This window comes from Neisseria elongata subsp. elongata (genome assembly GCF_900113545.1).
Taxonomy (GTDB): Bacteria; Pseudomonadota; Gammaproteobacteria; order Burkholderiales; family Neisseriaceae; genus Neisseria; species Neisseria elongata.
The window spans coordinates 1-23,334 of the sequence record NZ_FOPS01000006.1 but is presented as its reverse complement, the minus strand read 5'-3'; the positions used below and the strand labels follow the sequence as shown (position 1 = coordinate 23,334).

The 23,334-nt window shown below is 49.3% G+C and carries 24 protein-coding genes; 21 read left to right on the top strand and 3 right to left on the bottom strand.

Translation table 11 applies throughout. The features are described from left to right. Positions 1 to 162: 162 nt before the first annotated feature. The 15 genes from BM261_RS07040 (at position 163) to BM261_RS06970 (ending at position 13,454) form a co-directional block, all read left to right on the top strand. A complete protein-coding gene (locus BM261_RS07040; RefSeq protein WP_074896842.1) occupies positions 163 to 531 on the top strand; it encodes a hypothetical protein in 369 nt (122 codons plus the stop codon). A 200-nt stretch (positions 532 to 731) separates the two neighbouring features. Further along, a complete protein-coding gene (gene pyrC, locus BM261_RS07035) occupies positions 732 to 1,766 on the top strand; it encodes a dihydroorotase (protein WP_074896840.1) in 1,035 nt (344 codons plus the stop codon). A gap of 191 nt (positions 1,767 to 1,957) precedes the next feature. Continuing rightward, positions 1,958 to 2,500 carry a carboxymuconolactone decarboxylase family protein gene (locus BM261_RS07030; RefSeq protein ID WP_074896837.1) on the top strand — a complete coding sequence of 181 codons (543 nt, stop codon included), beginning with the start codon at positions 1,958 to 1,960 and terminating at the stop codon, positions 2,498 to 2,500. Between the two features lie 113 nt (positions 2,501 to 2,613). Then, the gene (locus BM261_RS07025) at positions 2,614 to 3,720 is read left to right on the top strand and encodes an acyl-CoA dehydrogenase family protein (RefSeq protein ID WP_074896835.1); all 1,107 of its coding nucleotides are present in this window, start codon (positions 2,614 to 2,616) and stop codon (positions 3,718 to 3,720) included. A 343-nt stretch (positions 3,721 to 4,063) separates the two neighbouring features. Next, the gene (locus BM261_RS07020; RefSeq protein ID WP_074896832.1) at positions 4,064 to 4,234 is read left to right on the top strand and encodes a rubredoxin; all 171 of its coding nucleotides are present in this window, start codon (positions 4,064 to 4,066) and stop codon (positions 4,232 to 4,234) included. 91 nt (positions 4,235 to 4,325) lie between these two features. Further along, positions 4,326 to 5,738 carry a replicative DNA helicase gene (gene dnaB / locus BM261_RS07015; RefSeq protein WP_074896829.1) on the top strand — a complete coding sequence of 471 codons (1,413 nt, stop codon included), beginning with the start codon at positions 4,326 to 4,328 and terminating at the stop codon, positions 5,736 to 5,738. A 116-nt stretch (positions 5,739 to 5,854) separates the two neighbouring features. Next, positions 5,855 to 6,565: a pilus assembly FimT family protein gene (locus BM261_RS12890; RefSeq protein ID WP_074896824.1), complete on the top strand. Its 711-nt coding sequence runs from the start codon at positions 5,855 to 5,857 to the stop codon at positions 6,563 to 6,565. Beyond that, complete coding sequence (pilV, locus tag BM261_RS07005) at positions 6,546 to 7,175, top strand: type IV pilus modification protein PilV (RefSeq protein WP_083426664.1); 630 nt, start codon at positions 6,546 to 6,548, stop codon at positions 7,173 to 7,175. The genes BM261_RS12890 and pilV overlap by 20 nt, the downstream gene beginning before the upstream one ends. Positions 7,176 to 7,180: 5 nt before the next feature. Beyond that, on the top strand, positions 7,181 to 8,275 hold the full coding sequence (locus BM261_RS07000; RefSeq protein ID WP_074896818.1) for a PilW family protein: 1,095 nt from the start codon (positions 7,181 to 7,183) through the stop codon (positions 8,273 to 8,275). Further along, positions 8,275 to 8,766, top strand: a complete 492-nt coding sequence (locus tag BM261_RS06995; protein ID WP_240317919.1) for a pilus assembly PilX family protein — start codon at positions 8,275 to 8,277, stop codon at positions 8,764 to 8,766. The genes BM261_RS07000 and BM261_RS06995 overlap by 1 nt, the downstream gene beginning before the upstream one ends. Positions 8,767 to 8,776: 10 nt before the next feature. Further along, positions 8,777 to 9,256 (top strand): PilX family type IV pilin, encoded by a 480-nt coding sequence (locus BM261_RS06990; RefSeq protein WP_239661751.1) that lies wholly within the window; start codon positions 8,777 to 8,779, stop codon positions 9,254 to 9,256. A 99-nt stretch (positions 9,257 to 9,355) separates the two neighbouring features. Then, positions 9,356 to 10,204, top strand: a complete 849-nt coding sequence (gene hpnD, locus BM261_RS06985) for a presqualene diphosphate synthase HpnD (protein WP_074896812.1) — start codon at positions 9,356 to 9,358, stop codon at positions 10,202 to 10,204. Continuing rightward, positions 10,201 to 11,502 (top strand): hydroxysqualene dehydroxylase HpnE, encoded by a 1,302-nt coding sequence (gene hpnE, locus BM261_RS06980; protein WP_074896810.1) that lies wholly within the window; start codon positions 10,201 to 10,203, stop codon positions 11,500 to 11,502. The genes hpnD and hpnE overlap by 4 nt, the downstream gene beginning before the upstream one ends. 103 nt (positions 11,503 to 11,605) lie before the next feature. Then, positions 11,606 to 12,358 carry a 5'/3'-nucleotidase SurE gene (gene surE / locus BM261_RS06975; protein WP_049249593.1) on the top strand — a complete coding sequence of 251 codons (753 nt, stop codon included), beginning with the start codon at positions 11,606 to 11,608 and terminating at the stop codon, positions 12,356 to 12,358. 124 nt (positions 12,359 to 12,482) lie between these two features. Further along, a complete protein-coding gene (locus BM261_RS06970; RefSeq protein WP_074896807.1) occupies positions 12,483 to 13,454 on the top strand; it encodes a peptidoglycan DD-metalloendopeptidase family protein in 972 nt (323 codons plus the stop codon). A gap of 577 nt (positions 13,455 to 14,031) precedes the next feature. Here BM261_RS06970 and BM261_RS06965 read toward each other — a convergent pair. After that, positions 14,032 to 14,904, bottom strand: coding sequence for an ATP-binding protein (locus BM261_RS06965; protein WP_074896804.1), 873 nt, complete (start codon positions 14,902 to 14,904; stop codon positions 14,032 to 14,034). A 100-nt stretch (positions 14,905 to 15,004) separates the two neighbouring features. On the opposite strand from BM261_RS06965, the gene BM261_RS06960 reads away from it, so the two are divergent. The 5 genes from BM261_RS06960 to glyA all read left to right on the top strand — a co-directional run bounded on the left by BM261_RS06960 (position 15,005) and on the right by glyA (position 21,024). After that, complete coding sequence (locus BM261_RS06960; RefSeq protein ID WP_049249685.1) at positions 15,005 to 15,418, top strand: hypothetical protein; 414 nt, start codon at positions 15,005 to 15,007, stop codon at positions 15,416 to 15,418. A 281-nt stretch (positions 15,419 to 15,699) separates the two neighbouring features. Then, entirely contained in the window at positions 15,700 to 16,743 is a 1,044-nt protein-coding gene (mglB, locus tag BM261_RS06955; RefSeq protein ID WP_074896802.1) for a galactose/glucose ABC transporter substrate-binding protein MglB, read from the top strand. A 206-nt stretch (positions 16,744 to 16,949) separates the two neighbouring features. Further along, positions 16,950 to 18,473: a galactose/methyl galactoside ABC transporter ATP-binding protein MglA gene (gene mglA, locus BM261_RS06950; RefSeq protein ID WP_074896799.1), complete on the top strand. Its 1,524-nt coding sequence runs from the start codon at positions 16,950 to 16,952 to the stop codon at positions 18,471 to 18,473. A 65-nt stretch (positions 18,474 to 18,538) separates the two neighbouring features. Beyond that, complete coding sequence (gene mglC, locus BM261_RS06945; protein WP_074896796.1) at positions 18,539 to 19,549, top strand: galactose/methyl galactoside ABC transporter permease MglC; 1,011 nt, start codon at positions 18,539 to 18,541, stop codon at positions 19,547 to 19,549. A 224-nt stretch (positions 19,550 to 19,773) separates the two neighbouring features. Further along, a complete protein-coding gene (gene glyA / locus BM261_RS06940) occupies positions 19,774 to 21,024 on the top strand; it encodes a serine hydroxymethyltransferase (protein ID WP_074896793.1) in 1,251 nt (416 codons plus the stop codon). On the opposite strand, the gene BM261_RS13005 is transcribed toward glyA, so the two are convergent. Continuing rightward, positions 20,999 to 21,145, bottom strand: coding sequence for a hypothetical protein (locus BM261_RS13005; RefSeq protein ID WP_369668761.1), 147 nt, complete (start codon positions 21,143 to 21,145; stop codon positions 20,999 to 21,001). The two genes, glyA and BM261_RS13005, sit on opposite strands and share 26 nt — an antisense overlap. Here BM261_RS13005 and recR point away from each other — a divergent pair. Continuing rightward, positions 21,138 to 21,743 (top strand): recombination mediator RecR, encoded by a 606-nt coding sequence (recR, locus tag BM261_RS06935; protein ID WP_074896790.1) that lies wholly within the window; start codon positions 21,138 to 21,140, stop codon positions 21,741 to 21,743. The two genes, BM261_RS13005 and recR, sit on opposite strands and share 8 nt — an antisense overlap. Before the next feature lie 74 nt (positions 21,744 to 21,817). Here the strand turns inward: recR and hemB are convergent, their stop codons facing one another. Further along, on the bottom strand, positions 21,818 to 22,819 hold the full coding sequence (hemB, locus tag BM261_RS06930) for a porphobilinogen synthase (protein WP_074896788.1): 1,002 nt from the start codon (positions 22,817 to 22,819) through the stop codon (positions 21,818 to 21,820). Positions 22,820 to 23,334: the final 515 nt, after the last annotated feature.

The following is a 23,334-nucleotide window of genomic DNA, read 5'->3' as shown; positions in this document are numbered from 1 at the left end:
CGGCACGATCGCCGAGTGAAAAGCCGTGTAAAGGCACGGCAAGGCAGGTCGGCTGCTGGTAAAAGCATGTTTCCCCACTTGATTGCCCGTTTGTGCTCCGATTAGGATGACAGCCTTTCGAACAGGCAGTTTGTCTGCCCGATCTTAAAAGGAAGTGAGCATATGTATAAAACAAAGACCTTGCTGCTGACCGGCATCCTGTCCCTTTTTTCCGCCGCCGCGTTTGCCGCGCCCGTGCCGTCTGAAATATACAAACCGATCGGCGCGCGAACAGTGAAAGCCCATCATCAGGGAAGCGGGGAGTTCGAATATGAAGCCGAGTTGCCCGGCAAACGCATTTCCATTCCTTCGCTGGCGGAAAAAGTCATCGCCTATGCACGCAGCCATGGTTTTCAGATTGTCGAATCGAAAATCAAACACGACGATGCCGATTTGAAATTCAAACGCGGCAATCAGGAATTGGATGTCTCGATTGAGGACAAGGGACACCGCATCGAATATAAGGCTGATTTGGATTTGGATAACCATTAAGCCGGTTTCAATGGAAAGGCCGTCTGAAAGGTTGTGCTTCGCGGGAAGCGGAGGCCTTTCAGACGGCCTTTCCGCCTTATTGCCGGGATTCCGGCATTTCACTATATAATTGCGCGGTATCAGACGGAGAAGAAAGGCCGTCTGAAAACACACGGGTCGTTGCAGCCCGAACCATCCATCAACCCACTAAAAGAACAGCCATGCAAACCCTGACCATTATCCAGCCCGACGATATGCACCTTCACTTGCGCGACAGCGACGCGCTCCGAGCCGTACTGCCGTTTACCGCCCGCCAAATGGGCCGCGCCGTCATCATGCCCAACTTGAAGCCGCCCGTCGTCAGCGTGGCCGACGCGCTGGCCTACAAACAGCGCATCATTGCCGCCCTGCCCGAAGGCAGCACGTTTGAGCCGTTGATGACGCTTTATCTGACCGACAAGGCCACGCCCGAGCTTGTGCGTGAAGCCAAAGCGGCCGGTATCGTGGCCTTCAAACTTTATCCGGCGGGTGCCACCACCAATTCCGATTCCGGCGTAACCGATTTATTCAAACTGTTGCCGGTGTTGCACGAAATCGCCGCGCAAGACATGCGCTTTTTGGTTCACGGCGAAGTAACCGATTCCGACATCGACATCTTCGACCGCGAAGCCGCTTTCATCGATCGCGTGATGAAACCCGTTTTGGCACAAGTGCCGAATCTGAAAGTCGTGTTCGAACACATCACCACCGCCGAAGCCGCGCGCCTTGTTTTGGAAGCAGGCGACAATGTGGCCGCCACCGTTACCCCGCAGCACCTGCTGCTCAACCGCAATGATTTGCTGGTCGGCGGCGTACACCCGCATCATTACTGCCTGCCGGTATTGAAACGCGAAAGCCACAGGCAGGCCCTGGTGGCCGCCGTAACCGGTGAGAAAGCGCACAAATTCTTCTTGGGTACGGACTCCGCCCCACATGCCCAATCGGCCAAAGAAAACGCCTGCGGCTGCGCGGGCATGTTCAGCGCGGCAACCGCCGTCGAGCTGTATGCCGAAATATTCGAACAGGCGGGCGCGTTGGACAAACTCGAAGCCTTTGCCTCGCAAAACGGCGCGCGCTTCTACGGCCTGCCGTTCAACACGCGGCAAATCACACTGGTCAAACAGTCGCAGCGTGTCCCCGACAGTATTCCCTACGGCGAAGGTAAACTGATACCGATGCGTGCCGGCGGCAACACCGAATGGTCGGTACAGTATTGAATTAAAGGCTGTTTCAATATAAGAGGCCGTCTGAAAATGTTGCGGGTTGGGCAATCCGGCATTTTCAGACGGCCTCTTTATAACTTTTGGTTTGAACGTGCGGACGAAATGTTCTTTTCCCCGATTTCGGCTTTGCCGTATCATCCGCCGTCTTTTAATTGCAACGACACACTCAAAAAAGGAATACAGATATGGCACGTTTAACCATCCATACCGTTGAAAGCGCACCGGAAAAAGCAAAACCACGCGTTGAGGCGGCTTTAAAAAACAACGGCTTCCTGCCGAACCTGATCGGCGTATTGGCCAATTCGCCCGAAGCCCTGGCTTTTTATCAGGAAGTCGGCAAGCTCAACGGCGAAACTTCGCTGACCGCAGGCGAGCGCGAAGTGGTGCAGATTTTGGCGGCTAAAATCAACCAATGCGGCTTCTGCGTGGCCGGACACACCAAATTGGCAACTTTGAAAAAACTGTTGAAAGAAGAAGAAATTCAGGCAGTGCGTGCGGTAGCGCCGATTGCCGATGCCAAATTGAACGCCCTTTCAAACTTCACACAGCAAGTTATGGCGCAAAAAGGCAATGTGTCCGACGAAGAACTGAAAGCCTTTTTCGATGCCGGCTACAATCAACAGCAGGCGGTTGAGGTCGTACTGGGCGTAGCCTTGGCCACCCTGTGCAATTACACCAACAATCTGGCGCGCACCGAAATCAATCCCGAATTGCAAGCCTACGCCTAAAAACAGGTTTGCATGATGAAAGGCCGTCTGAAAATTTCCCGCTTCACCAAGCGGACACTTTCAGACGGCCTTCAAGCTGACGAACGCCCCACCTTCACAATCTGGAGAATATTATGTCCCGCGAAACCCTTTTGAAACACGTTGCCGAACTGGTGCAGACCAAACTGAAACCCTTGGCGGAAGACATCGACCGCAAGGGACTTTACCCCGAAGCCTTTTTACGCGAATTGGGCGGGATAGGCGGTTTTGCCGCCGCAGGCAGTGCGGAAGAGGGCGGCAGTGCGCTTGGTCTGGCCGTGCAAATCGAAGTGTTGCGCGAGATCGGTAAAGTATGCGGTGCCACTGCGTTTTCCGCCTGGTGTCAGGCCGCCTGCGCCTGGTATCTGCACCAAACGCCGAACGCGGAAGTGAAACGCCGTTATCTGTCCGACGTGTTGAACGGACGCGTGCTGGCAGGAACGGGAATGTCGAATACGGTCAAACATTTGGCCGGAATCGAGAAGCATCAGTTGCAGGCGGAGCGTGTCGAGGGCGGTTACCGCGTCAACGGCATCCTGCCGTGGGTATCGAATTTGGGCGACAACCATATTTGGGCGAATACGGCGCAGTTGGGCGAAGAATATGTGATGTTCATCACCGGCGGCGGCCGCGAAGGCGTGTCGCTGATTCCGTGCCCGGAATTCTGCGGCTTGGAAGGCACGCGCACGTTTGCCATTAAATTTGAAAACGTTTTTGTGCCGAATGAAGATGTTATCGCACAGCCGGAACAGTTTGAAACGTATATCAAATCCATCAAGGCCGGTTTTATCCTGCTGCAAATCGGCATCGGTGCCGGTATTATCGACGGCTGTCTGGCCGAAATCGCCGCTTCGAATGCAGGCAGCGAAACCAACGACTTCCTTGATAACGGTTACGACGAGCTGAATAACCGTTTTCAGACGGCCTTGTCGCGCACCATCGAGCTGGCAGATGCCGCCTACCGCAACGAACCCGAATTGTTGGAAACCCTGCGTTTGCGCGAAGCTGCCGCCTGGCTGTGTTTGGATGCCGCCCAGTCGGCCGCACTGCACGCCGGTGCCGCAGGTTATTTGATGAGCAGCCCGGTGCAACGGAGGGTGCGTGAGGCCATGTTTGTCGCCATCGTTACGCCCGCAATCAAACATCTGCGCAAAGAAATCAGCGAATTGGAATTTATCGGCGAGGGAGAGTTTTCCATTTAACCCTGTATCCGTCGTCAAACTGTCGGTACAATACCGACGAACAGGTGAAAAGGCCGTTTCAGACGGCCTTTTTTGACAGCAACGGTATGCGGACGGGCTGGTTCAGGCGCATGGCCGATGAGGTGAGATAGATGGGGCGTTTGTTCAGACGGCCTAATCTGCCGGACGGGAAGTGTAGGATTTCCTCTGGTTTTCACGTTCAAAAATCGGTGCGTTCGTCATGTAAGGAGCGATTCATCTGCTGATGCGGTAATCAAAGCGAAGGCCGCGTCGGCTGATTGGCAGTTCCACTATAAACGGACGGATGCTGTGTTTGCCCGCCGTCACATTAAGGATATGGGAAATGGCTCAATATGTATGCGTATTATGTGAATGGATTTATGATGAAGAATTCGGCGACCCCAAGCGCGGCATCGCCCCGGGAACGAAATTCGCCGATTTGCCCGACGATTGGGAGTGTCCGGAATGTTTTGCCGGTAAAGACGAGTTTGAGTTAATTGAATTCGGTGACTGATAAATAACGGAAATGGTCCGAGCGAACCGGAACGGGTTTGCCCGGACCATTTCCGTTATAATGCCCGTCCCGGTTTATTTTGGTGAAAAAAATGGAACAACAATATGCCGATTATGCGGATGACGGCTTAAACGAAGTGGCTGCCCTGTCGTTGCCGCCGCATTCTGTCGAAGCGGAACAGTCGGTTTTGGGTGGATTGCTGCTGGAAAACAGCGCGTGGGACCGCATTGCCGACGTGGTTGCCAGAGAGGACTTTTACCGGCATGAACATCGGGTAATTTTCCGCACAATTGCGGCACTAATTAACGAAAGTCGCCCTGCGGACATCATTACGGTTCAGGAGTGGCTGGAGAGAAATGACGAGTTGGAAGCGGTAGGCGGCTTCAATTATCTGATTACATTGGCACAAAATACGCCGTCTGCCGCAAATATCAGACGTTATGCCGAAATCGTGCGGGAGAAGTCCGTGATGCGGCAATTGGCTGAAGTCGGCACGGAAATTGCTAGAAATGCCTATAATCCGCAAGGAAAAGACGCAGCCCAGCTGCTGGACGAAGCGGAAAACAAAGTTTTCCAAATTGCAGAAAGCACAGCCAAGTCGAAACAGGGTTTTTTGGAATTGCCGGATTTGCTGAAAGAAGTTGTCGAACGCATCGACATGCTTTATGCACGCGACAATCCGGACGAAGTAACCGGGGTTCCTACCGGATTTATCGACTTGGATAAGAAAACATCCGGTTTGCAGCCGGGAGATTTGATTATCGTGGCCGGCCGGCCATCGATGGGTAAAACAGCGTTTTCCATCAATATTGCCGAGCATGTCGCAGTGGAAAGTAAATTGCCGGTAGCCGTGTTTTCAATGGAGATGGGCGGCGCGCAGTTGGTGATGCGTATGCTGGGTTCGGTCGGCCGTTTGGATCAGCATATCTTGAAAACGGGTGCGTTGCAGGATGAACATTGGGGACGTTTGAACGAGGCAGTCAACAAACTGGCCGATGCGCCGATGTTTATTGATGAAACCGCAGGGCTGACCGCTTTGGAATTACGCGCCCGCGCCCGTAGGTTGGCAAGGCAGTTTGGCGGCAAATTGGGCTTGATTGTTATCGACTACTTGCAGTTGATGGAAAGTTCGGGAAAAACGGACAACCGTGCCGCCGCATTGGGAGAAATTTCCCGCTCATTAAAATCCTTGGCCAAAGAGTTGCAAGTACCGATTATCGCATTGTCGCAATTGAGCCGTTCGGTCGAGCAGAGAACTGATAAGAGGCCGATGATGTCGGATCTGCGTGAGTCGGGGGCGATTGAGCAAGATGCGGATTTGATTATGTTCATGTATCGAGACGAATACTACAATCCTGAGTCACCAATGAAGGGTTTGGCCGAATGTATTATCGGCAAACATCGTAACGGCCCGGTTGGGAAGGTTTATCTGACTTGGATGGGGCAGTTTACCAAATTCGATAATGCGGCATATGTGCCGGATGCGGCCATGATGGACGAGTAAGTTTATCCATTAGAGATCAATTAAAATTTTCTAGAATACTGGAATATAAGCTCCATTATCGTTTAGAATAATGGAATAAAAATACTGCGAAAACAATTGAAAGTTGGGAATGAATTATGGGATCTAGGCAAAAGGGTTTTACCCTGATTGAATTGATGGTGACAATAGCTATTATGGCCATAATGGCAGCAATTGCTATTCCAAATTTTGCAGAATGGGTTGCTAAGAGGCGTGTTGCATCAGTAGCTGAAAAAGTGGCTAGTCAAATCAGGTTCGCTAGGGCAGAGGCAGCAAGGTTAAATAAGCCAGTTTATCTGTGCCCAGTACAAATTAAGACAGATGGTAAGCCGGATCAGTATTGTAAGAGTACTTATGCAGGTTCGGGATATGCTGTATGGGCTGATTCACCAGAGTATGATCAAAAATACGAAAGGAGTAAGGATGAATCTTTACGTACAGTAGTAATGAATAAAGCCAAAGATCAGATAAAAGTTCGTTATCAAATTAGAAATGTGGGATTTGATGGAAAAGATATAAAGGCAGAAAAGGATGCAAAAATATTGGCATTTTTTCCAGATGGCTCAATAAAAAGATATATTGCTGACAGTTCAGGAAATATGGGCGTTGGTTATCCTGTTGGCGGTTTTACTAAATTTACCTTTACCGATAATGAGGCGAAAGATAAAGAAACGGGTGAGCGTAGAGCGGTAACTTTGCTGGTATCAGGAGGGCAAGTTAGTTTTTGTGCCAATGGCGATAGCCGTCCGGCTTGTAAGTACGATGTCGATTTAACTGGCGCAACATGTAATGAGTATGGTGGATGTTAATATGAAAATAAATAAATATATGGGAATTGGATTCCAACAGCAGGGTTTTGCTTTAATTGAGGTTTTGATTTCTGTTGTGGTCTTGGCTTTGGGTATTTTGGCATTGCTGGCAACACAGCTGCGTTCGGTAGGTAGTGTTAGGGATGCTGAAACACAGAGCATTGCAGCACAGGCTGCCCAAAATTTGATTGAGGGTATGACAGCTAATCCGCAATTGGAGTTGGTTGGTAGTGATGGTGTTTGGACTAAAAGGAAATATGACCATTATATTATTGAAAAAGATCCACTTCCTGATGCTGAGCGAGATTCTAATGATAGCTATGATACTACCAACCTTGCTTTGAAACAGTTGAAAGAATTTAATGCCGAATTAAATGCAAGCAAGCTAGGCGATATGAATGTTAGAACGAAGATTTGTAAGACTAATAGTTTGAAAACAGCTATTGCAATAGATCCGGATACTGGTGAGGTTTCAGATTGGGGTTGTGATAATAAGGCAAGTAATAAGGTGGCAATAAAAATTGCTTGGTTGGTTCAGCCTTTGTCAGATAAAAATACAGATAAGGCGCAAACGGTTAGTTATCAAACTTATATTCGAGACGGAGAGTAAATTTTATGAAACGGCAAAACAATCGATATACCGTCTTACCTAAAAAAATTACGGGATTTACTTTAATTGAACTACTTGTTGCCAGTGCATTGAGCATTATTGTGTTGATTGCAGCAGGATCAGGCTTTGTCACTACACAAAAACTCAGTCAGGTGGCAAAGGGGCGTCTACAGGTGCAAAATGATTTGCGCAATGCAACCAATATGATTGTGCGTGATGCTAGAATGGCAGGTTCGTTTGGTTGCTTCAATTTAGCAAAAACGGCTGCGAGTAATCAAACAAAATTGAAAGATCATGGCACTGCTAATGTATTAGGAGCTTTGGAGTACAATAATCAAAATCAAGGCGTTAAATACTTGGATGGAACCATCTTATCACTGCCTGAATTTACTATTAGTAAGTCTAGTTCGAAAGTTCTGCTTTTTACTTATGGAATTGGTTCAAGTAGCGGGTATTCGTCCAGTGGTGCAAATAGTTTTTCTGTACAGATTGAGAAAGGTGGTGAGTTGGCGGAGTTGAATAAACAAACTAAAGCTCCCATCATTGTTAGCACCTGTTCATCATTAGAGAGATTTCCTAGTAGTACTAAGGAGTTGAATGGTAGTGAGCTAACCGTTAAAGATTTGTCCCCTAATCTGAGTCCTGATCATGACACTCAAGTTAATCCTAAGCTCCAATCAGAAATATCCGTATTTAGGCAGGTAGTTAATGTATATGCGATTGGTGCTCCTACAGGTGGGGAGGAAGGACTTTATTTATTCCAGTTAAATCCGACAACTGGAGAGCTTGGTAAGCCTCAATTGTTATTGGCAGGGGTTACATCTTGGAAGCTAGAGTTTGGATATGTTCAATCTCCAGGATGTAAATCTATGCAAAATGATGCGAAAATCAAATTCGTTAATGATATCGAAAGTGATAAAACGGCCTTATCCCCTGCTTTGCTAAGAATGAAATTGCGAGGTTCCGGTAACGATGGAGCGGTTAAGGGCGGTAAAGCAGCTAATAATTCTGAATCTGATGTTCAAACTTATTACATCAATGCAACTATACGTGGAGGCAACTCATGTGCAGAACGCAATTTCCAAGAGGATGCAAATTAATGAAGAGCCAAGATAATGTAAAAGGATTTTCTCTTCCTATTGTGATGATTATGATGTTGGTGCTCGCTATTTTAGTTTTGGCTGCGGCACAGCTATTCAATACTGAAAGTCGGCTGAGTAGTAATGATGCAGATCGTAAAATGACAATGCAGATTGCGGAGGCAGCTTTACGTCAAGGAGAGCAAGCTATTGTAGATCAAGATTTAGTTGATCTTGATAAAAAAGCACAATTTACTTCTAATTGCGATAATGGCTTGTGCCTGCCATCGAAATCTAAACAGGCCGTTTGGGAGGGAGGGAGTAATAGTTTACTGGAAACAAACGGTAAAGAATATGCTGCAGATACCGTATTGAATAAAAAACCGAAGTATGTAATTGAATGGATTTCGGATGGTACTGAGCAGATTGTTTATCGAGTTACTGCGAGGGCGTGGGGGGAGAATACTAATACAGTTGTCACCTTGCAATCATATGTTGCGGCGGATATTTAAGGAAAACGTAATGAAAGCTTCAAGTAGGCAGCTTGGTTTTACCTTGGTTGAAATGATGGTTACTGTTGCAATTATTGCGATACTGGCATCAATTGCTTTGCCTTCATACACAAAATATATCGAGAAGGGTGATCTTGTGAATGCAAGATCAAAGATGGCTAGCGTTGCGGATCTTATCAAAACAGAATTGGTTAAAGAACCATCTTATTTACAAAATAAAACCGAGGCTACTTTAAATACCGAGATTGCAAACATGATTGATGGCGATCTCAAAGCAAAATATACTTTTACTACTGAATTTATTAGGCAGGGAAAGAAAGATAAAGGTTATCCTGTTGGCATTAGGATTTATGCGGAGCCTAAAAAATCGGGGTACAGCTATACTGCATGGGTAAGTAGCCAGGGCGCAAGTTATTCTTGTATGGATGGCACTCGTGACGAGAATATTGCAGCAGCAAAGGCATTTCAAACTTCTGCTCCGTGTAAATAAAGGTATTGAAAACAAACCCGCAAGTAGTATTGCGGGTTTGTTTCATTTTATAAATCACACTACAATCGCCTTTTTAGTTGGTACTTTTCAAAAACAAATATGCAGCCCCTTGATTATTGCCGTAACAAAGTTTCCGAAAGCGGTTCCAGCTTTGTTTCCGGTTTTCGTTTTTTACCGCGAAATAGGCAAAATGCTCTGATTGCCTTATATGCATTTTGCCGCGAACTGGACGATGTAGTGGACGATTGTGCCGATAAGCAAGTGGCGGCAATGGGCTTGCAATGGTGGCGGGGGGATTTGGCCAAGGTATTTTCAGACGGTCTACCGGAGCATCCGGTTAATCAGACGTTAAAACATATTGTTATCGAATTTTCTCTGCCTCAAGCCGAGTTGGAGGAAATTATCGAGGGCATGCAAATGGATCTTCGGCAAGTAAGGTATCCCGATTTTGGCGAGCTGTCGGTTTATTGTTATCGGGTAGCCGGAGTGGTAGGCAGGTTGATTGCACGGATTTTGGGATTTGATAATGAGCAAACTTTACTGTATGCCGAAAAACAAGGATTGGCTTTGCAGCTGACCAATATTATCCGGGATGTTGGCGAGGATGCGCGGATGGGCAGAATTTACCTCCCGCAGGATGAGCTGGAACGTTTTGGTATTGCAGAACAGACGGTATTGCGCGCCGAATCTTCAGCTGAATTTATCGAATTTATGAATTTTCAATACACACGGGCGCAAAATCTTTATCGTGAAGCGCGTGATCTTTTACCTGATGAGGATTGCCGCAGGCAGAAAGCGGGCTTGATTATGGCGGCGATATATTATGCTTTATTGCAGGAAATCCGTAGGGACGGCTTGGGAAATGTGTTGCGTTACAAAATTGCAATCCCGGGGCCGAGAAAAAAACGGATTGCATTGAAAACTTGGTTATTTGGATTCAGACCATGAGCGTGAAGCGGAAAATAGCGGTTATCGGTGCGGGTTGGAGCGGTTTGTCGGCTGCGGTTAATCTGGCCGGAAAAGCAGATGTAACAATGTTTGAGGCCGGTAAAACGGCCGGGGGCAGGGCGCGGGCGTTGGCGGCGGATAATGCGGGCTTCAGCTTTTTGGATAACGGCCAACATATTATGATGTACGCCTATCGCGGTGTCCGTCATCTGATGGATAAAATCGGGGCTGATTACCGGCATGATTGTGTCAGATTGCCGCTGCAATGGCATTTGGCCGACGGATTACAGTTTCAGACGGCCTCTCTGCCTGCGCCTCTGCATCTTTTATGGGGTGTGTTAGGGGCAAAAAACGTCCGTTGGTCGGATAAGGCCGCATTGTTAAAACAGATGCGGAATCTGCGCATATGGCATGGTGAAGATGTTCCTGTAGGCAAATGGCTGCGTTCCCAACAATGCCCGCAAAAATTATTGGCAGGATTTTGGCGGCCGCTGGTGTTGGGGGCATTGAATACGCCGATTGAGGATGCCAGCCTGCGTGTTTTACGGGCGGTATTGGAAGACGGCGTATGGGCGGATAAACATGCTGCTGACTATCTGTTGCCAAAAACCGATTTGAATACTTTATTGGTCGAACCGGCAATCCGTTTTTTACGCCGACACGGGGTTCGTCTGTATTTCGAACAGCGCGTCGGCCGTTTGGCCCTGTTGCCGGGCGGACGTGTGGCTGTAAACGGCGAACCATTTGATGCAGTGGTGGCGGCGGTTGCTCCTTATCATATTTCCGCTTTAATGCCGTCTGAAACACCTGAGGATATTCAGACGGCTTTTGAAGGTATCCGGTACCATGCCATTACAACGGTTTACCTGCGCTATGCCGAAACAGTCCGCTTGCCGTCGGTAATGACCGGTTTGGCCGAAGGTACGGTACAGTGGTTTTTCCGACGCGGCTGCCTAGGTGCTTCCGACCGCGAAGTGGCGGCAGTCATTAGCGTATCCGAGCATGTCGGACGCTTGTCGGCGGAAGAATGGATACGGCGTGCCGATGCGGATTTGCACCGCATTTGTCCCGAAATCGGCACCCCGATTGCGGCAAAAGTCATTACGGAAAAACGGGCAACTGCCGCCTCTTATGCAAACAGGCCGCTGCCCGATTGCCGGTGGTTGCAGCAAAACGGTATTTATCCCGCAGGCGATTACCTGCATCCGCGTTATCCCGCCACCTTGGAGGCCGCAGTGCAGAGCGGTTTGGCGGCTGCGGAATTGATATTGTGCGAGTATGGCGGTTCGGGGTATTAAATCGGCTTTTATCCATGATAACAGGCCGTCTGAAAACATTATTCGGGTTTCAGGCGGCCTTCATATCAGCATCAAACAACAGATTTAAAAACGGAGAGCAATAATGAACATCCTGATTTGCAACGACGACGGCTATCTTGCTCAAGGGATTGCCGTTTTGGCCAGAGTGGCGGCCGAGTTTGCCAATGTGCGCGTTGTGGCACCGGAGCGTAACCGCAGCGGGGTCAGCAACTCGCTGACTCTGGACAGGCCGTTGCAGCTCAGACAGGCGGAAAACGGCTTTTACTATGTCAGCGGCACGCCGACCGACTGCATCCATTTGGCGTTACATGCACTGCCCGAATTCAAGCCCGACTTGGTGTTGTCCGGCATCAATCACGGTGCGAATATGGGGGACGATACCCTGTATTCGGGCACGGTGGCGGCAGCAACCGAAGCCTATTTGCTCGGTTTCCCCGCTGTGGCCTTTTCCTTAAACGACCATACCGACCGCTATTGGCCGACTGCCGAGAAGGCGGCATGGCAGTTATTGGAAAAATTGACGGCGAATCCACCGCAACAGCCGGTTTTGTGGAACGTCAATATCCCTGCCGTTGCCGCCGAAGATTTGCGCGGATGCAGGATCACGCGGCTGGGGAGGCGTCATCACGAACAGAGTATTGTGCCGATGCACAACCCGAGGGGGGAAAAGGTTTATTGGATTGGTGCCGCAGGAGAAGCTGCAGACCGGGAAGATGGAACCGATTTTGCCGAATGTGCCGCCGGTTTTATTACCGTTACGCCGTTGCAGATTGATTTGACAGCCTATAATCTGCTCCATGAAACGGCGCGCTATTGGCAGCAGAGTGAAGGATAACGGGATTTTACAGTCTGACTGCCCGATATTCGGCCATACAGCAGGGTTTGGACTTGAGAAGGCGGCTTAGTTTTATTATGATAGCGTCCGCTTAACTTAAGAAACTCAAAAGGTAAGAAAAATTATGTTGAAAAAAACTGCGTTGAGAGCCGGTTCCTTAGCAGCCGTTTTGATGTTGGGAGCTTGTTCGTGGCTTCAGCAGCCGGCCGCACCTGTAGTGGAAGGCACCAATACCGGCGTCGGCATGCAGAATACCGAAAGCAGCATCACAGGCGGCAATCCTTACGGTGCCGCGCCTTATGAACCCAGCGCATCGGTTGGAAACATGGGCGGAAATGCCCCTGTTTATACACCGCCGCCGACAATTTCCTCACCTTCGGTTTCCGGAAGCACCTATGTGCCTTCATATGCGCCGGTAGACATTAATGCCGCGACGCACAAAGTCGTGCGCGGCGATACCGTCTATAATATTTCCAAACGCTACAACATCACTCAGGATAATTTGCGTGCCTGGAACGGTTTGACCGATAACAATATCAGCGTTGGCCAGACCCTGCGCGTGAAGCCGGCCGGCTATGTTGCCCCGGCATCTTCAACCGTCGTGCATAGGCCTGCACCAAGCCATCCGCCGGTCAGCGCACCTGTCAATACGCCGCCGGTGAGTGTCGTACAGCAGTCCGCGCCGACACCGCTCGTTTCTTCCGCCGGATCGTCCGGAGGCGTGCGCACTGCAGCCGGTATTACTTGGCAGCGGCCTACAGCCGGTAACATTATCGCCCATTACAGTAACAGCAATAAGGGTGTCGATATTGCCGGAACAAGCGGACAGGCCGTTGTGTCTGCCGCAGACGGTAAAGTGGTGTATGCCGGCAACGGATTGCGCGGCTACGGCAACTTGGTTATCGTCCAGCACAATTCTACCTACCTGACCGCCTACGGCCATAACCAGGCTTTGTTGGTGAAAGAAGGAGAAGTGGTAAAACGCGGGCAAACCATTGCGCGGATGGGTAATACCGATACCGACCGCGTCAAGCTGCATTTCGAAGTACGTCAAGATGGCAAGCCGGTCAATCCCGTCAATTATGTTGCCTTCTAACACATAAAAAAGAACGTTAGGCCGTCTGAAAATACCTGCTGCGACAGTGGGTATTTTCAGACGGCCTTTTTATGGCGGATTTTAGTGTAAATCGGCATTATGCTTTGTTTTGTGTATCTGCGGCTTTTCCGTTTGCCTGTTCTATCAAACTGCAACATATCCTCCGTTGGGCAGTTTCAGGTGGTTTTGCATGAGTTAGAGCCTGAAATTATCTAATTCTGGTCAGACTTTCACTAACCGACAAGTCCTGATGGATGTGCCTCGATAAATCAATATGAGCGGCTGCTTTCGTAGATGAAAAGTCGAGGTGTCGGCATTTTTAATAGCACATTTAATAGCACGGTAGCGCACCCGATACGGGCATAAAAGCCGTGTATGCTTTTGGGTGGTTATTGGCAGGCGCAGACAGTAAGGATAATTTCCCGCTAAGCCGTTCGTGCGTTCCGAGAGGGACTATTGGAGCCCGAAGGAAGTAAGCATCGAACGGTTTTTGTATTGTCTATATATCGCAACAACCCCTTGCCGTTTCATTACTTGAACTCTGCTTTTGCCTTTTCCGTAAACGCCGGCAACCTTATTAACTCAGATTCAAACTGCGGTCTTGGGGCAGCCGTCCTGCCCAGTCGCAGGCAAATTGCCAGGCAACGCGGCCGGAACGCCCGCCTCGCATTTGAGACCAATTCAATGCTGCCCGTTGTGCAGTATCATCAAAATCCACACCGTAATATTCCAACCAGTTCGCCACTGCCTGAAGGTAATCGTTTTGGTCAAACGGATAAAAACTCAGCCACAGCCCGAATCTGTCGGATAGGGAAATTTTTTCTTCCACCGCCTCTTTGGCATGCACTTCGCCGCGAACGCCGGTGTGTCCCGTATTTTCATCCATATATTCAGGCATCAGGTGGCGGCGGTTTGACGTGGCATACACCAAAACATTGGCACAGCGTTGGGACAGGCCGCCGTCCAAAGCGGTCTTTAATGCCTTGTAGCCGTCTTCGCCGTCTTCGAAAGATAAATCGTCGCAAAAAACAATAAATTTTTCCGGACGGGAAGCCAGTAGTTGCAACAGGGCGGGCAGGGTGGTCAGGTCGCTTTTGTCTACTTCGATCAGTCGCAGGCCGCTCGCGCCGTATTCATGCAGCAATGCTTTGACTAATGACGATTTGCCGGTGCCGCGCGATCCGGTCAGCAGGACATTGTTGGCGGGGCGGCCTGCCAGGAACTGTTCGGTGTTGCGGACCAGCTTGGCGGTTTGGTTGTCTACCGCTGCCAGGCGGGATAATGGGAAGGTATGCGGTGCGGGCAGGCTTTCCAAAATTCCTTTGTTGCCGGCCTTTTGCCATCGGAAGGCGCCGGCATTCCAGTCCGGTTCGCGGGTTTCGGGCGGCAGCCAGGCATCCAGGCGGTTCAGAACCGATTCGGCCTTACGCAAAAAGGATTTCAGTTTCATGCTTTCATCTCAAGAAATGACAAAAGCGGGATTTTACACCATATCCAAAACGGTCGATTTGCGGTATATTCACAGCGATTGGTCTGCAAGGATTTTTATTATGTTCAAACGTCCGGAAGAATTGATTATGGCGGTGTTGGCCGCTTTATGGGTGGTGCTGACTTATTTTGCGGCTTCTTATTTTGGTGCGCCGGTGCATACTGCCTTGTTGATTTGCACGCTTACGCTGATTTGGGCGGCAGTTTTGTTTTTGTTATGGCAGCGGGATCGCATTCGCCTGATTTGGCCTTTGTTTCTCGGGTTGCTGACTGCATGTTGGTGGCCGCTGTTGGATTGGTATGCCGTGAGTAAGTTTGTCGAGCCAGGGGCTGTTGCCGACACAATTGTGATTAACAAGCCGTGGTTTGCATCTTGGACTTTTAAGATTGTTTTGGCTTTGGTGCCGACTGTTGCCGCTTATGCAGTGAAATACAAACACTACCGCAATCATCGTCATGATGCGCTGATTGATTAGATTGATGCTCCCCAATAAGGTCGTCTGAAAAGATCTTTCAGACGGCCTTATTGGCGAAAAAAGGTACATTTTTTATTTTATGCGGGAATTTTAGTAAAAAGACGATAAATTGTTGTTAGAAGGTGTCAGAAATTATCAGAAAATCCGTATGGGTAATTTACAAATCAGGCATTTTAATTCAAACTGCCGCCTGTTTTGCCGAGAGGCACCATAGACGCGGAGGGCGGATTTTTCAGACGGCCTACCGCACCGCAGCAACAAAAAATACGGAGACAGTTTTTATGAATTTCCAGAAAACATTGACCGCCGCAGCATTGGCTGCAGTATTGGGTTTGACCGCCTGTAACGGCGGCAGCCAAAACGCATCCCAAGCTGAAGGCGGAAAGCCTGCCGGCGATGCGCCTAAAATCGGTGTAACCATCTATAAATATGACGACAACTTCATGTCGCTGATGCGTAAATCATTGGAAGGCGAAGCGGCTGCGGCGAAAAATGCCGAATTGTTGATGAACGATTCGCAGAACAACCAATCCACGCAAAACGATCAAGTGGATGTAATGCTCGCCAAAGGTGCAAAAGTTTTGGCCATCAACCTAGTCGATCCTGCCGCAGGCAGCACGATTATCGAGAAGGCAAAAGCCGCCGGCGTTCCGGTCATTTTCTTCAATAAAGACCCTGGCGAAGCCGCTCTGAAAAGCTATGATAAGGCTTATTTTGTCGGTACCAATCCTCAGGAGTCAGGCGAAATCCAGGCATCTTTGATTGGCAAAATGTGGAAAGAGCATCCGGAATGGGACTTGAACAAAGACGGCGTGGTTGATTTCGTTCTGCTGAAAGGCGAGCCGGGCCACCCTGATGCCGAAGCGCGTACCAAATATGTGGTTGAAAAATTGAACGCCGACGGCATCAAAACCAAACAACTGCAGTTGGACACCGGCATGTGGGACGCAGCCAAAGCCAAAGACATCATGCAGGCATGGTTGTCCGGTACTTCGGGTAAAGACATCGAAGTGGTTATTTCCAACAACGACGGTATGGCGATGGGTGCTGTAGAAGCCATGAAGGCACAAGGTAAAGTCCTGCCGACCTTCGGTGTAGACGCACTGCCTGAAGCCCTGCAAATGATTAAGGCCGATACGCTGGCCGGTTCGGTATTGAACGACGGCGAAACACAGGCTAAAGCGGTATACGCTCTGGCAGTAGACTTGGCCGCAGGTAAAGATCCGGCCGCTTCTTCCGCCTACAAACTTGATGCAAACAGAAATATCCGCGTACCTTATGTGGGCGTGGACAAAACCAATCTGGATCAGTTCCTGAAACAATAATTTTCAGACGGCCTGATTGGATGCCCGGCCGGATTGAATATAATCCGGCCGGCTTCGCTATTTATATTTTTTATTTTTAGACAGGGTCTTCCATATTACGCCCCAACCGGAAAACGGCGGGTGCCGTATCACGATAAGGCCGTCTGAAAATCTGTGGCACACTGTTTTCAGGAAGCCATTTTGTTGACAATCATGAGGAACAAACCATGACGGCTAAGGATTCGACGGCGGAACAAGACCATTCCGTGCTGCTGACCATGACCGACGTGCATAAAGCCTTCCCCGGCGTGAAAGCCTTGGACGGCGTGAATTTGCAGGTAAGGGCGCATTCGGTGCACGCGCTGATGGGGGAAAACGGGGCAGGCAAATCCACCCTGCTCAAATGCCTGTTCGGCATCTATGCCAAAGATTCGGGCAGTATCCGTTTTCTCGGCCGCGAAGTGGATTTTTCCAGTGCGAAAGAAGCTTTGGAAAACGGTATTTCGATGGTGCATCAGGAATTGAACCTGGTGAAGCAGCGTTCGGTAATGGACAATCTGTGGTTGGGACGGTATCCGACCAAAGGCTTGTTCGTCGATCAGAAAAAAATGTATGCCGATACCAAAGCGATTTTTGACGAATTGGGCATCAACATCGATCCGCGCGAAAAAGTCGCAAAGTTGACCGTGTCGGAAATGCAGATGATTGAAATCGCAAAGGCTTTTTCCTACAACGCTAAAATCGTCATTATGGATGAGCCGACATCCTCCCTGTCGGAAAAGGAAGTCGGCCATCTGTTTACCATTATCGACAAACTGAAGCAGCGCGGTTGCGGCATTATTTATATTTCGCACAAAATGGAGGAAATCTTCAAAATTTGTGACGAAATCACGATATTGCGCGACGGAAAATGGATAGATACCGTAGCGGTGAAAGAGACCACCATGGACGAGTTGGTGGCAAAAATGGTCGGCCGCAGCCTTACCCAGCGTTTCCCGGAAAAAAACAATACGCCCGGGGAAGTCGTGTTGCAGGTAAAAAACCTGACGGCGAAAAACCAGCCGTCCATCCGCGATGTCAGCTTTGAATTGCGAAAAGGCGAAGTATTGGGTATCGGCGGATTGGTTGGTGCGAAACGTACCGATATTGTCGAAACCCTGTTCGGCATCCGCGAGCGTGGGGCAGGCGAAGTGTTGCTGCACGGAAAAGAGGTGCAGAACAAATCGCCGGTGGAGGCGATTAAAAACGGTTTTGCCCTGGTAACGGAAGAGCGCCGCAGCACCGGTATTTTTGGCGGACTGGATATCAGCTTCAACTCACTGATTTCCAATATGAAGAGCTATCAAAAAGGCGGTTTGCTGAGCAATAAAAGCATGAAGAGCGACACTCAGTGGGTTATCGATTCCATGCGTGTGAAAACACCCAGCCAGAAAACCCGTATTGGATCGTTGTCGGGCGGTAATCAGCAGAAGGTGATTTTAGGCCGCTGGCTTTTAACCAAACCCGAAATCCTGATGTTGGACGAACCGACGCGCGGTATCGACATCGGTGCGAAATTTGAGATTTACCAGTTAATCGGCGAACTGGCCGCGCAAGGTAAGGCGGTCATCATTATTTCTTCCGAAATGCCCGAGCTTTTGGGGGTTACCGACCGCATATTAGTGATGAGTGCGGGCAAGGTGGCCGGTATTGTCGAAACGGCGAAAACCAATCAGGAAGAAATCCTGCAATTGTCGGCCAAATATTTATAAGGCCGTCTGAAAACTTCAAAGCTATTACGCTGAATGCAAACAAATTGATTATTTAAAGGAATTTTATGAGTGCCGTCAAACAGAACAAAGCCTTGGACTTTATGAAGGACTACGCGCTGTATTTCGTGCTGCTGTTGTTGCTGGTGGTGATTATCTCCAAAGATGCCAGCTTTTTAAGCCTGACCAATTTCAGTAACGTTTTAACCCAATCTTCGGTCCGCATCATCATTGCGCTGGGCGTGGCCGGCCTAATCGTTACCCAAGGCACAGATCTGTCGGTGGGCCGCCAAGTCGGATTGGCAGCAGTGATTTCTGCCACATTGCTGCAGGCGGTGGACAATGTAAATAAAGTCTTCCCCGATTTGGGTGTTGTGCCGATTCCGATGGTTATTTTGCTGGTGTGCGCCATCGGCGCGCTCATCGGGCTGGTGAACGGCGTTATCGTTACCGTCATGAACGTTACCCCGTTCATCGCCACGCTCGGCACAATGCTGATTATCTACGGTGTGAATTCTCTGTATTACGACTACGTCGGCTCCGCACCTATTGCCGGTTTCGACGGCGCATATTCCGCCTTCACTCAAGGTTTCTTCGATATCGGCGGATTCCGTCTGTCCTACATCACCATTTATGCCATTGTTGCGATTGCATTGATGTGGGTGATTTGGAACAAAACCCGTTTCGGTAAAAACCTATTTGCCATCGGCGGCAATCCGGAAGCCGCCCGTGTTTCCGGCGTAAACGTTACTTTAAACCTGATTGGCATCTACACCCTGTCCGGCGTGTTTTACGCTTTCGGCGGCCTGCTGGAGGCGGGACGTATCGGTTCGGCTACTAACAATCTGGGTTTTATGTATGAAATGGACGCGATTGCAGCCTGTGTGATCGGCGGCGTGTCGTTCAGCGGCGGTGTCGGTACGGTATTCGGCGTGGTTATCGGCGTGGTTATCTTTACCCTGATTAACTACGGCTTGAGCTATATCGGCGTAAACCCTTATTGGCAATACATCATCAAAGGTTCGATTATCGTTTTGGCCGTGGCCATCGATTCGTTGAAACACGCGAAGAAAAAATAAAAGGTTTGCCTGTCTATTAAGAGGCCGTCTGAAAACCATCTTTCGTTTCCATCGTCGGAACAAGGGTTTTCAGACGGCCTTCATCATAGGCGGCGGTGAAATCACGATACATATTAACGTCGGCTCTGTTACAATGACCGCCCGTCCTGTCTGGAAAGAGGCCGTCTGAAAACGGCAGCTGGCAGGCACACACTTCCGCATATCTTTAGTCCAAAGGAAATCCCATGTTCTCAAAAAGCGTAACCATTGCAAAATACGACCCCGAGCTTGCTGCCGCGATTGCCGCAGAAGTCGAACGTCAGCAAGACCACATTGAATTGATTGCCTCTGAAAACTACGTCAGCTATGCCGTAATGGAGGCACAGGGCAGCCAATTGACCAACAAATATGCCGAAGGTTATCCGAACAAACGTTATTACGGCGGTTGCGAACATGTGGACGTTGCCGAACAGTTGGCGATTGACCGCTGCAAAAAACTCTTCGGCGCGGAATATGTGAACGTGCAGCCACATTCAGGTAGCCAAGCCAACCAAGCGGTTTACGCCAGCGTGCTGAAACCGGGCGACACCATTTTGGGCATGAGCCTCGCGCACGGTGGCCACCTGACCCACGGTGCAAGCGTGAATATTTCAGGCAAACTTTATCACGCCGTAGCTTACGGTTTGGATGAAAACGAAGTGTTGGATTATGCCGAAGTAGAACGCTTGGCATTGGAACACAAGCCCAAAATGATTGTGGCGGGGGCATCGGCCTACGCATTGCAAATCGACTGGGCGAAATTCCGCGAAATCGCCGATAAAGTCGGCGCGTACCTGTTTGTCGATATGGCGCACTATGCCGGCTTGATTGCGGGCGGCGAATATCCCAACCCCGTGCCGTTTGCCGATTTTGTAACCACTACCACCCACAAAACCCTGCGCGGCCCGCGCGGCGGTGTGATTATGTGCCGCGACAACACACACGAGAAAGCCCTCAATTCCGCCATTTTCCCCAGCCTGCAAGGCGGCCCGCTGATGCACGTGATTGCGGCCAAAGCCGTTGCATTCAAAGAAGCATTGCAGCCCGAGTTTAAAGAATACGCCAAACAGGTCAAAATCAACGCGTCGGCGATGGCGGAAGAGCTGGTCAAACGCGGCCTGCGCATCATCTCCGGCCGCACCGAAAGCCACGTATTCCTGGTGGATTTGCGCGCCAAAAACATTACCGGCAAAGCGGCGGAAGAAGCCTTGGGCAAAGCGCACATCACCATTAACAAAAACGCCATCCCGAATGATCCGGAAAAACCGTTCGTTACCAGCGGTATCCGCGTCGGCGCGGCAGCCATCACTACGCGCGGGTTCAGCGAAGCCGACGCACGCGAATTGGCCAATTTGGTTGCCGATGTTTTGGACAACCCGAATGACGAAGCCAATCTGGGCCGTGTGGCCGCTGCCGCTCAGGCTCTGTGCGCTAAAAATCCGGTATACGGCGCATAAGTGAAAGTATATGGCGGCCGGATAAACCATCCTTTGCTGCCATTGAGGCCGTCTGAAAATCTTTATGGCGTTTCAGACGGCCTTTACTGTTCAATTCTTCCTCTAACGATACTATGTCCAAACCGCAAGATGCATTTTCCAGATTGATACATGCGCTGAAAATCCTGCCCAATGTCGGCCCGAAATCGGCCCAGCGTATGGCCTACCAACTTCTCCAATACAACCGTGAAGGCGCGAAAGAACTGGTTGAGGCTTTGCAGCATGCGCTGAAACAAGTGCGGCATTGCACGCTTTGCAATACTTTGTGCGAGAATGAATTATGCGAAATCTGCGCCAATCCGGATCGGGACGGCAAGCGGCTGATGATAGTTCATATGCCCGCCGATGTTGCCGGAATGGAAGCGGCGCATTGTCATGACGGCTTATATTTTGTCCTGATGGGGCATATCAGCCCGCTGCAAGATATGGACTTGGGTCATATTGCATTGGAGCAATTGGTTGTAAGGCTGCAAAACAGCGAAATTGAGGAAATCATTATCGCCACAAATTTCACCGCCGAAGGCGATGCCACTGCCTACATTTTGGCCGAATTGTTGAAAAACCTGCCTTATAAAGTCAGCCGTTTGGCACGCGGTATGCCGCTGGGGGCGGAACTGGAATATATTGATGCGGGAACACTGGCTCAAGCAGTATATGACCGTAAGCAGTTAAAAGAGTAATTTATCAGTTGAACATACTGAGGCCGTCTGAAAAGTTTCAGACGGCCTCAGCTCATTCTTCAAAGTGGTCGGTATTATTTTTTCAAAAGTTTGGCGGCTTCCAATGCATAATAGGTCAAAATACCGTCCGCCCCGGCTCGTTTGAATGCCAACAGGCTCTCCAAAATTACCTGATTGCCGTCCAGCCAGCCATTTTGTATCGCTGCCTGCAACATGGCATATTCTCCCGAAACTTGATAAGCATAAGTCGGCACGCCGAAAGTATCTTTTACTCTGCGTACGACATCCAGATAGGGCAGGCCGGGTTTTACCATAACCATATCCGCTCCCTCCTGAATGTCCAAAGCAACTTCCTGCAAAGCCTCGTCCGTATTGGCGGGGTCCATCTGATAGGTTTTTTTGTCCGCTTTGCCTAGATTGCCCGAACTGCCGACCGCATCACGAAATGGACCGTAAAAAGCCGATGCATATTTTGCGGAATATGCCATGATTCGGGTATGTATATGCCCCGCGTCTTCCAAGGCTTCACGGATTGCACCGATACGTCCGTCCATCATGTCGGAAGGGGCCACTACCTGAGCCCCGGCATCGGCATGACACAATGCTTGCCGAATCAAGACCTCGATAGTCTCGTCATTCATAACATAGCCGTTACCGTCAGTCAGTCCGTCTTGACCATGTATGGTGTAAGGATCCAATGCAACATCAGTCATAATACCCAATTCGGGGAAACGTGTACGCAATTCGCGTACCACAGTCGGTACCAAACCTTCGGGGTTATAAGCTTCTTCTGCAAATTCGGTCTTATTTTCCGTTATCACCGGGAAAAGTGCCAACATAGGAATACCGTAATTGAGAGCGTCCTCGGCTGTATAGAGTAATTTATCCAGACTTTGCCGTTTCACTCCGGGCATCGATGCAATATTTTCTTCCTGATTGCATCCTTCCAGAACAAAAACAGGATAAATCAAATCATCGGCAGACAGTGCATTTTCGCGCATCAGGCGACGGGAAAAATCATCTTTCCGCATACGCCGCATACGGGCTAAAGGGAGAATACGGGGGAGGAGGTTCATAAGTGACAACAACCTTTCAATAATAACGGTATAAATTTAATCGAGTAAGAATTGTACGCCGAAGTCAAAATAAAAGCATACAGGTAAGTTGGAAATAAGTATCCTTAGGTCAATCCCTATGTGGGTTCAAATTTAATTTTTTAAAAAACAAAAATATAATAAGAAATCTTCTATTTTCTACAATATATGTTTGACAGTATTTTCGGATGTGCGTATAGTTCGGTTCTTCGCCGCTTCGGCGGCGTATTTTGACGGTTGAGTTCCGTTTCTTTTCAGAAATAGTTTGACAAAAAGAAGCGGCGTGCTATAATAATCGTCTTTGCTCTTTAACAAACAGATTACCGATAAGTGTGAGTGCTTAGGCCTCACACTGTTTAGAAGACAGACAAGATGATGTTTTGAACATTATTCTGTCGGTTTCTTTGAAGCAGACCAGAAGTTATAAGTTAGAGATTGAACATAAGAGTTTGATCCTGGCTCAGATTGAACGCTGGCGGCATGCTTTACACATGCAA

Excerpts from the sequence above, each read along its gene's own strand:
- BM261_RS07040 (WP_074896842.1), top strand. The coding sequence starts at position 163 with ATGTATAAAACAAAGACCTTGCTGCTGACCGGCATCCTGTCCCTTTTT.
- pyrC (WP_074896840.1), top strand. The coding sequence starts at position 732 with ATGCAAACCCTGACCATTATCCAGCCCGACGATATGCACCTTCACTTG.
- BM261_RS07030 (WP_074896837.1), top strand. The coding sequence starts at position 1,958 with ATGGCACGTTTAACCATCCATACCGTTGAAAGCGCACCGGAAAAAGCA.
- BM261_RS07025 (WP_074896835.1), top strand. The coding sequence starts at position 2,614 with ATGTCCCGCGAAACCCTTTTGAAACACGTTGCCGAACTGGTGCAGACC.
- BM261_RS07020 (WP_074896832.1), top strand. The coding sequence starts at position 4,064 with ATGGCTCAATATGTATGCGTATTATGTGAATGGATTTATGATGAAGAA.
- dnaB (WP_074896829.1), top strand. The coding sequence starts at position 4,326 with ATGGAACAACAATATGCCGATTATGCGGATGACGGCTTAAACGAAGTG.
- BM261_RS12890 (WP_074896824.1), top strand. The coding sequence starts at position 5,855 with ATGGGATCTAGGCAAAAGGGTTTTACCCTGATTGAATTGATGGTGACA.
- pilV (WP_083426664.1), top strand. The coding sequence starts at position 6,546 with ATGAGTATGGTGGATGTTAATATGAAAATAAATAAATATATGGGAATT.
- BM261_RS07000 (WP_074896818.1), top strand. The coding sequence starts at position 7,181 with ATGAAACGGCAAAACAATCGATATACCGTCTTACCTAAAAAAATTACG.
- BM261_RS06995 (WP_240317919.1), top strand. The coding sequence starts at position 8,275 with ATGAAGAGCCAAGATAATGTAAAAGGATTTTCTCTTCCTATTGTGATG.
- BM261_RS06990 (WP_239661751.1), top strand. The coding sequence starts at position 8,777 with ATGAAAGCTTCAAGTAGGCAGCTTGGTTTTACCTTGGTTGAAATGATG.
- hpnD (WP_074896812.1), top strand. The coding sequence starts at position 9,356 with ATGCAGCCCCTTGATTATTGCCGTAACAAAGTTTCCGAAAGCGGTTCC.
- hpnE (WP_074896810.1), top strand. The coding sequence starts at position 10,201 with ATGAGCGTGAAGCGGAAAATAGCGGTTATCGGTGCGGGTTGGAGCGGT.
- surE (WP_049249593.1), top strand. The coding sequence starts at position 11,606 with ATGAACATCCTGATTTGCAACGACGACGGCTATCTTGCTCAAGGGATT.
- BM261_RS06970 (WP_074896807.1), top strand. The coding sequence starts at position 12,483 with ATGTTGAAAAAAACTGCGTTGAGAGCCGGTTCCTTAGCAGCCGTTTTG.
- BM261_RS06965 (WP_074896804.1), bottom strand. The coding sequence starts at position 14,904 with ATGAAACTGAAATCCTTTTTGCGTAAGGCCGAATCGGTTCTGAACCGC.
- BM261_RS06960 (WP_049249685.1), top strand. The coding sequence starts at position 15,005 with ATGTTCAAACGTCCGGAAGAATTGATTATGGCGGTGTTGGCCGCTTTA.
- mglB (WP_074896802.1), top strand. The coding sequence starts at position 15,700 with ATGAATTTCCAGAAAACATTGACCGCCGCAGCATTGGCTGCAGTATTG.
- mglA (WP_074896799.1), top strand. The coding sequence starts at position 16,950 with ATGACGGCTAAGGATTCGACGGCGGAACAAGACCATTCCGTGCTGCTG.
- mglC (WP_074896796.1), top strand. The coding sequence starts at position 18,539 with ATGAGTGCCGTCAAACAGAACAAAGCCTTGGACTTTATGAAGGACTAC.
- glyA (WP_074896793.1), top strand. The coding sequence starts at position 19,774 with ATGTTCTCAAAAAGCGTAACCATTGCAAAATACGACCCCGAGCTTGCT.
- recR (WP_074896790.1), top strand. The coding sequence starts at position 21,138 with ATGTCCAAACCGCAAGATGCATTTTCCAGATTGATACATGCGCTGAAA.
- hemB (WP_074896788.1), bottom strand. The coding sequence starts at position 22,819 with ATGAACCTCCTCCCCCGTATTCTCCCTTTAGCCCGTATGCGGCGTATG.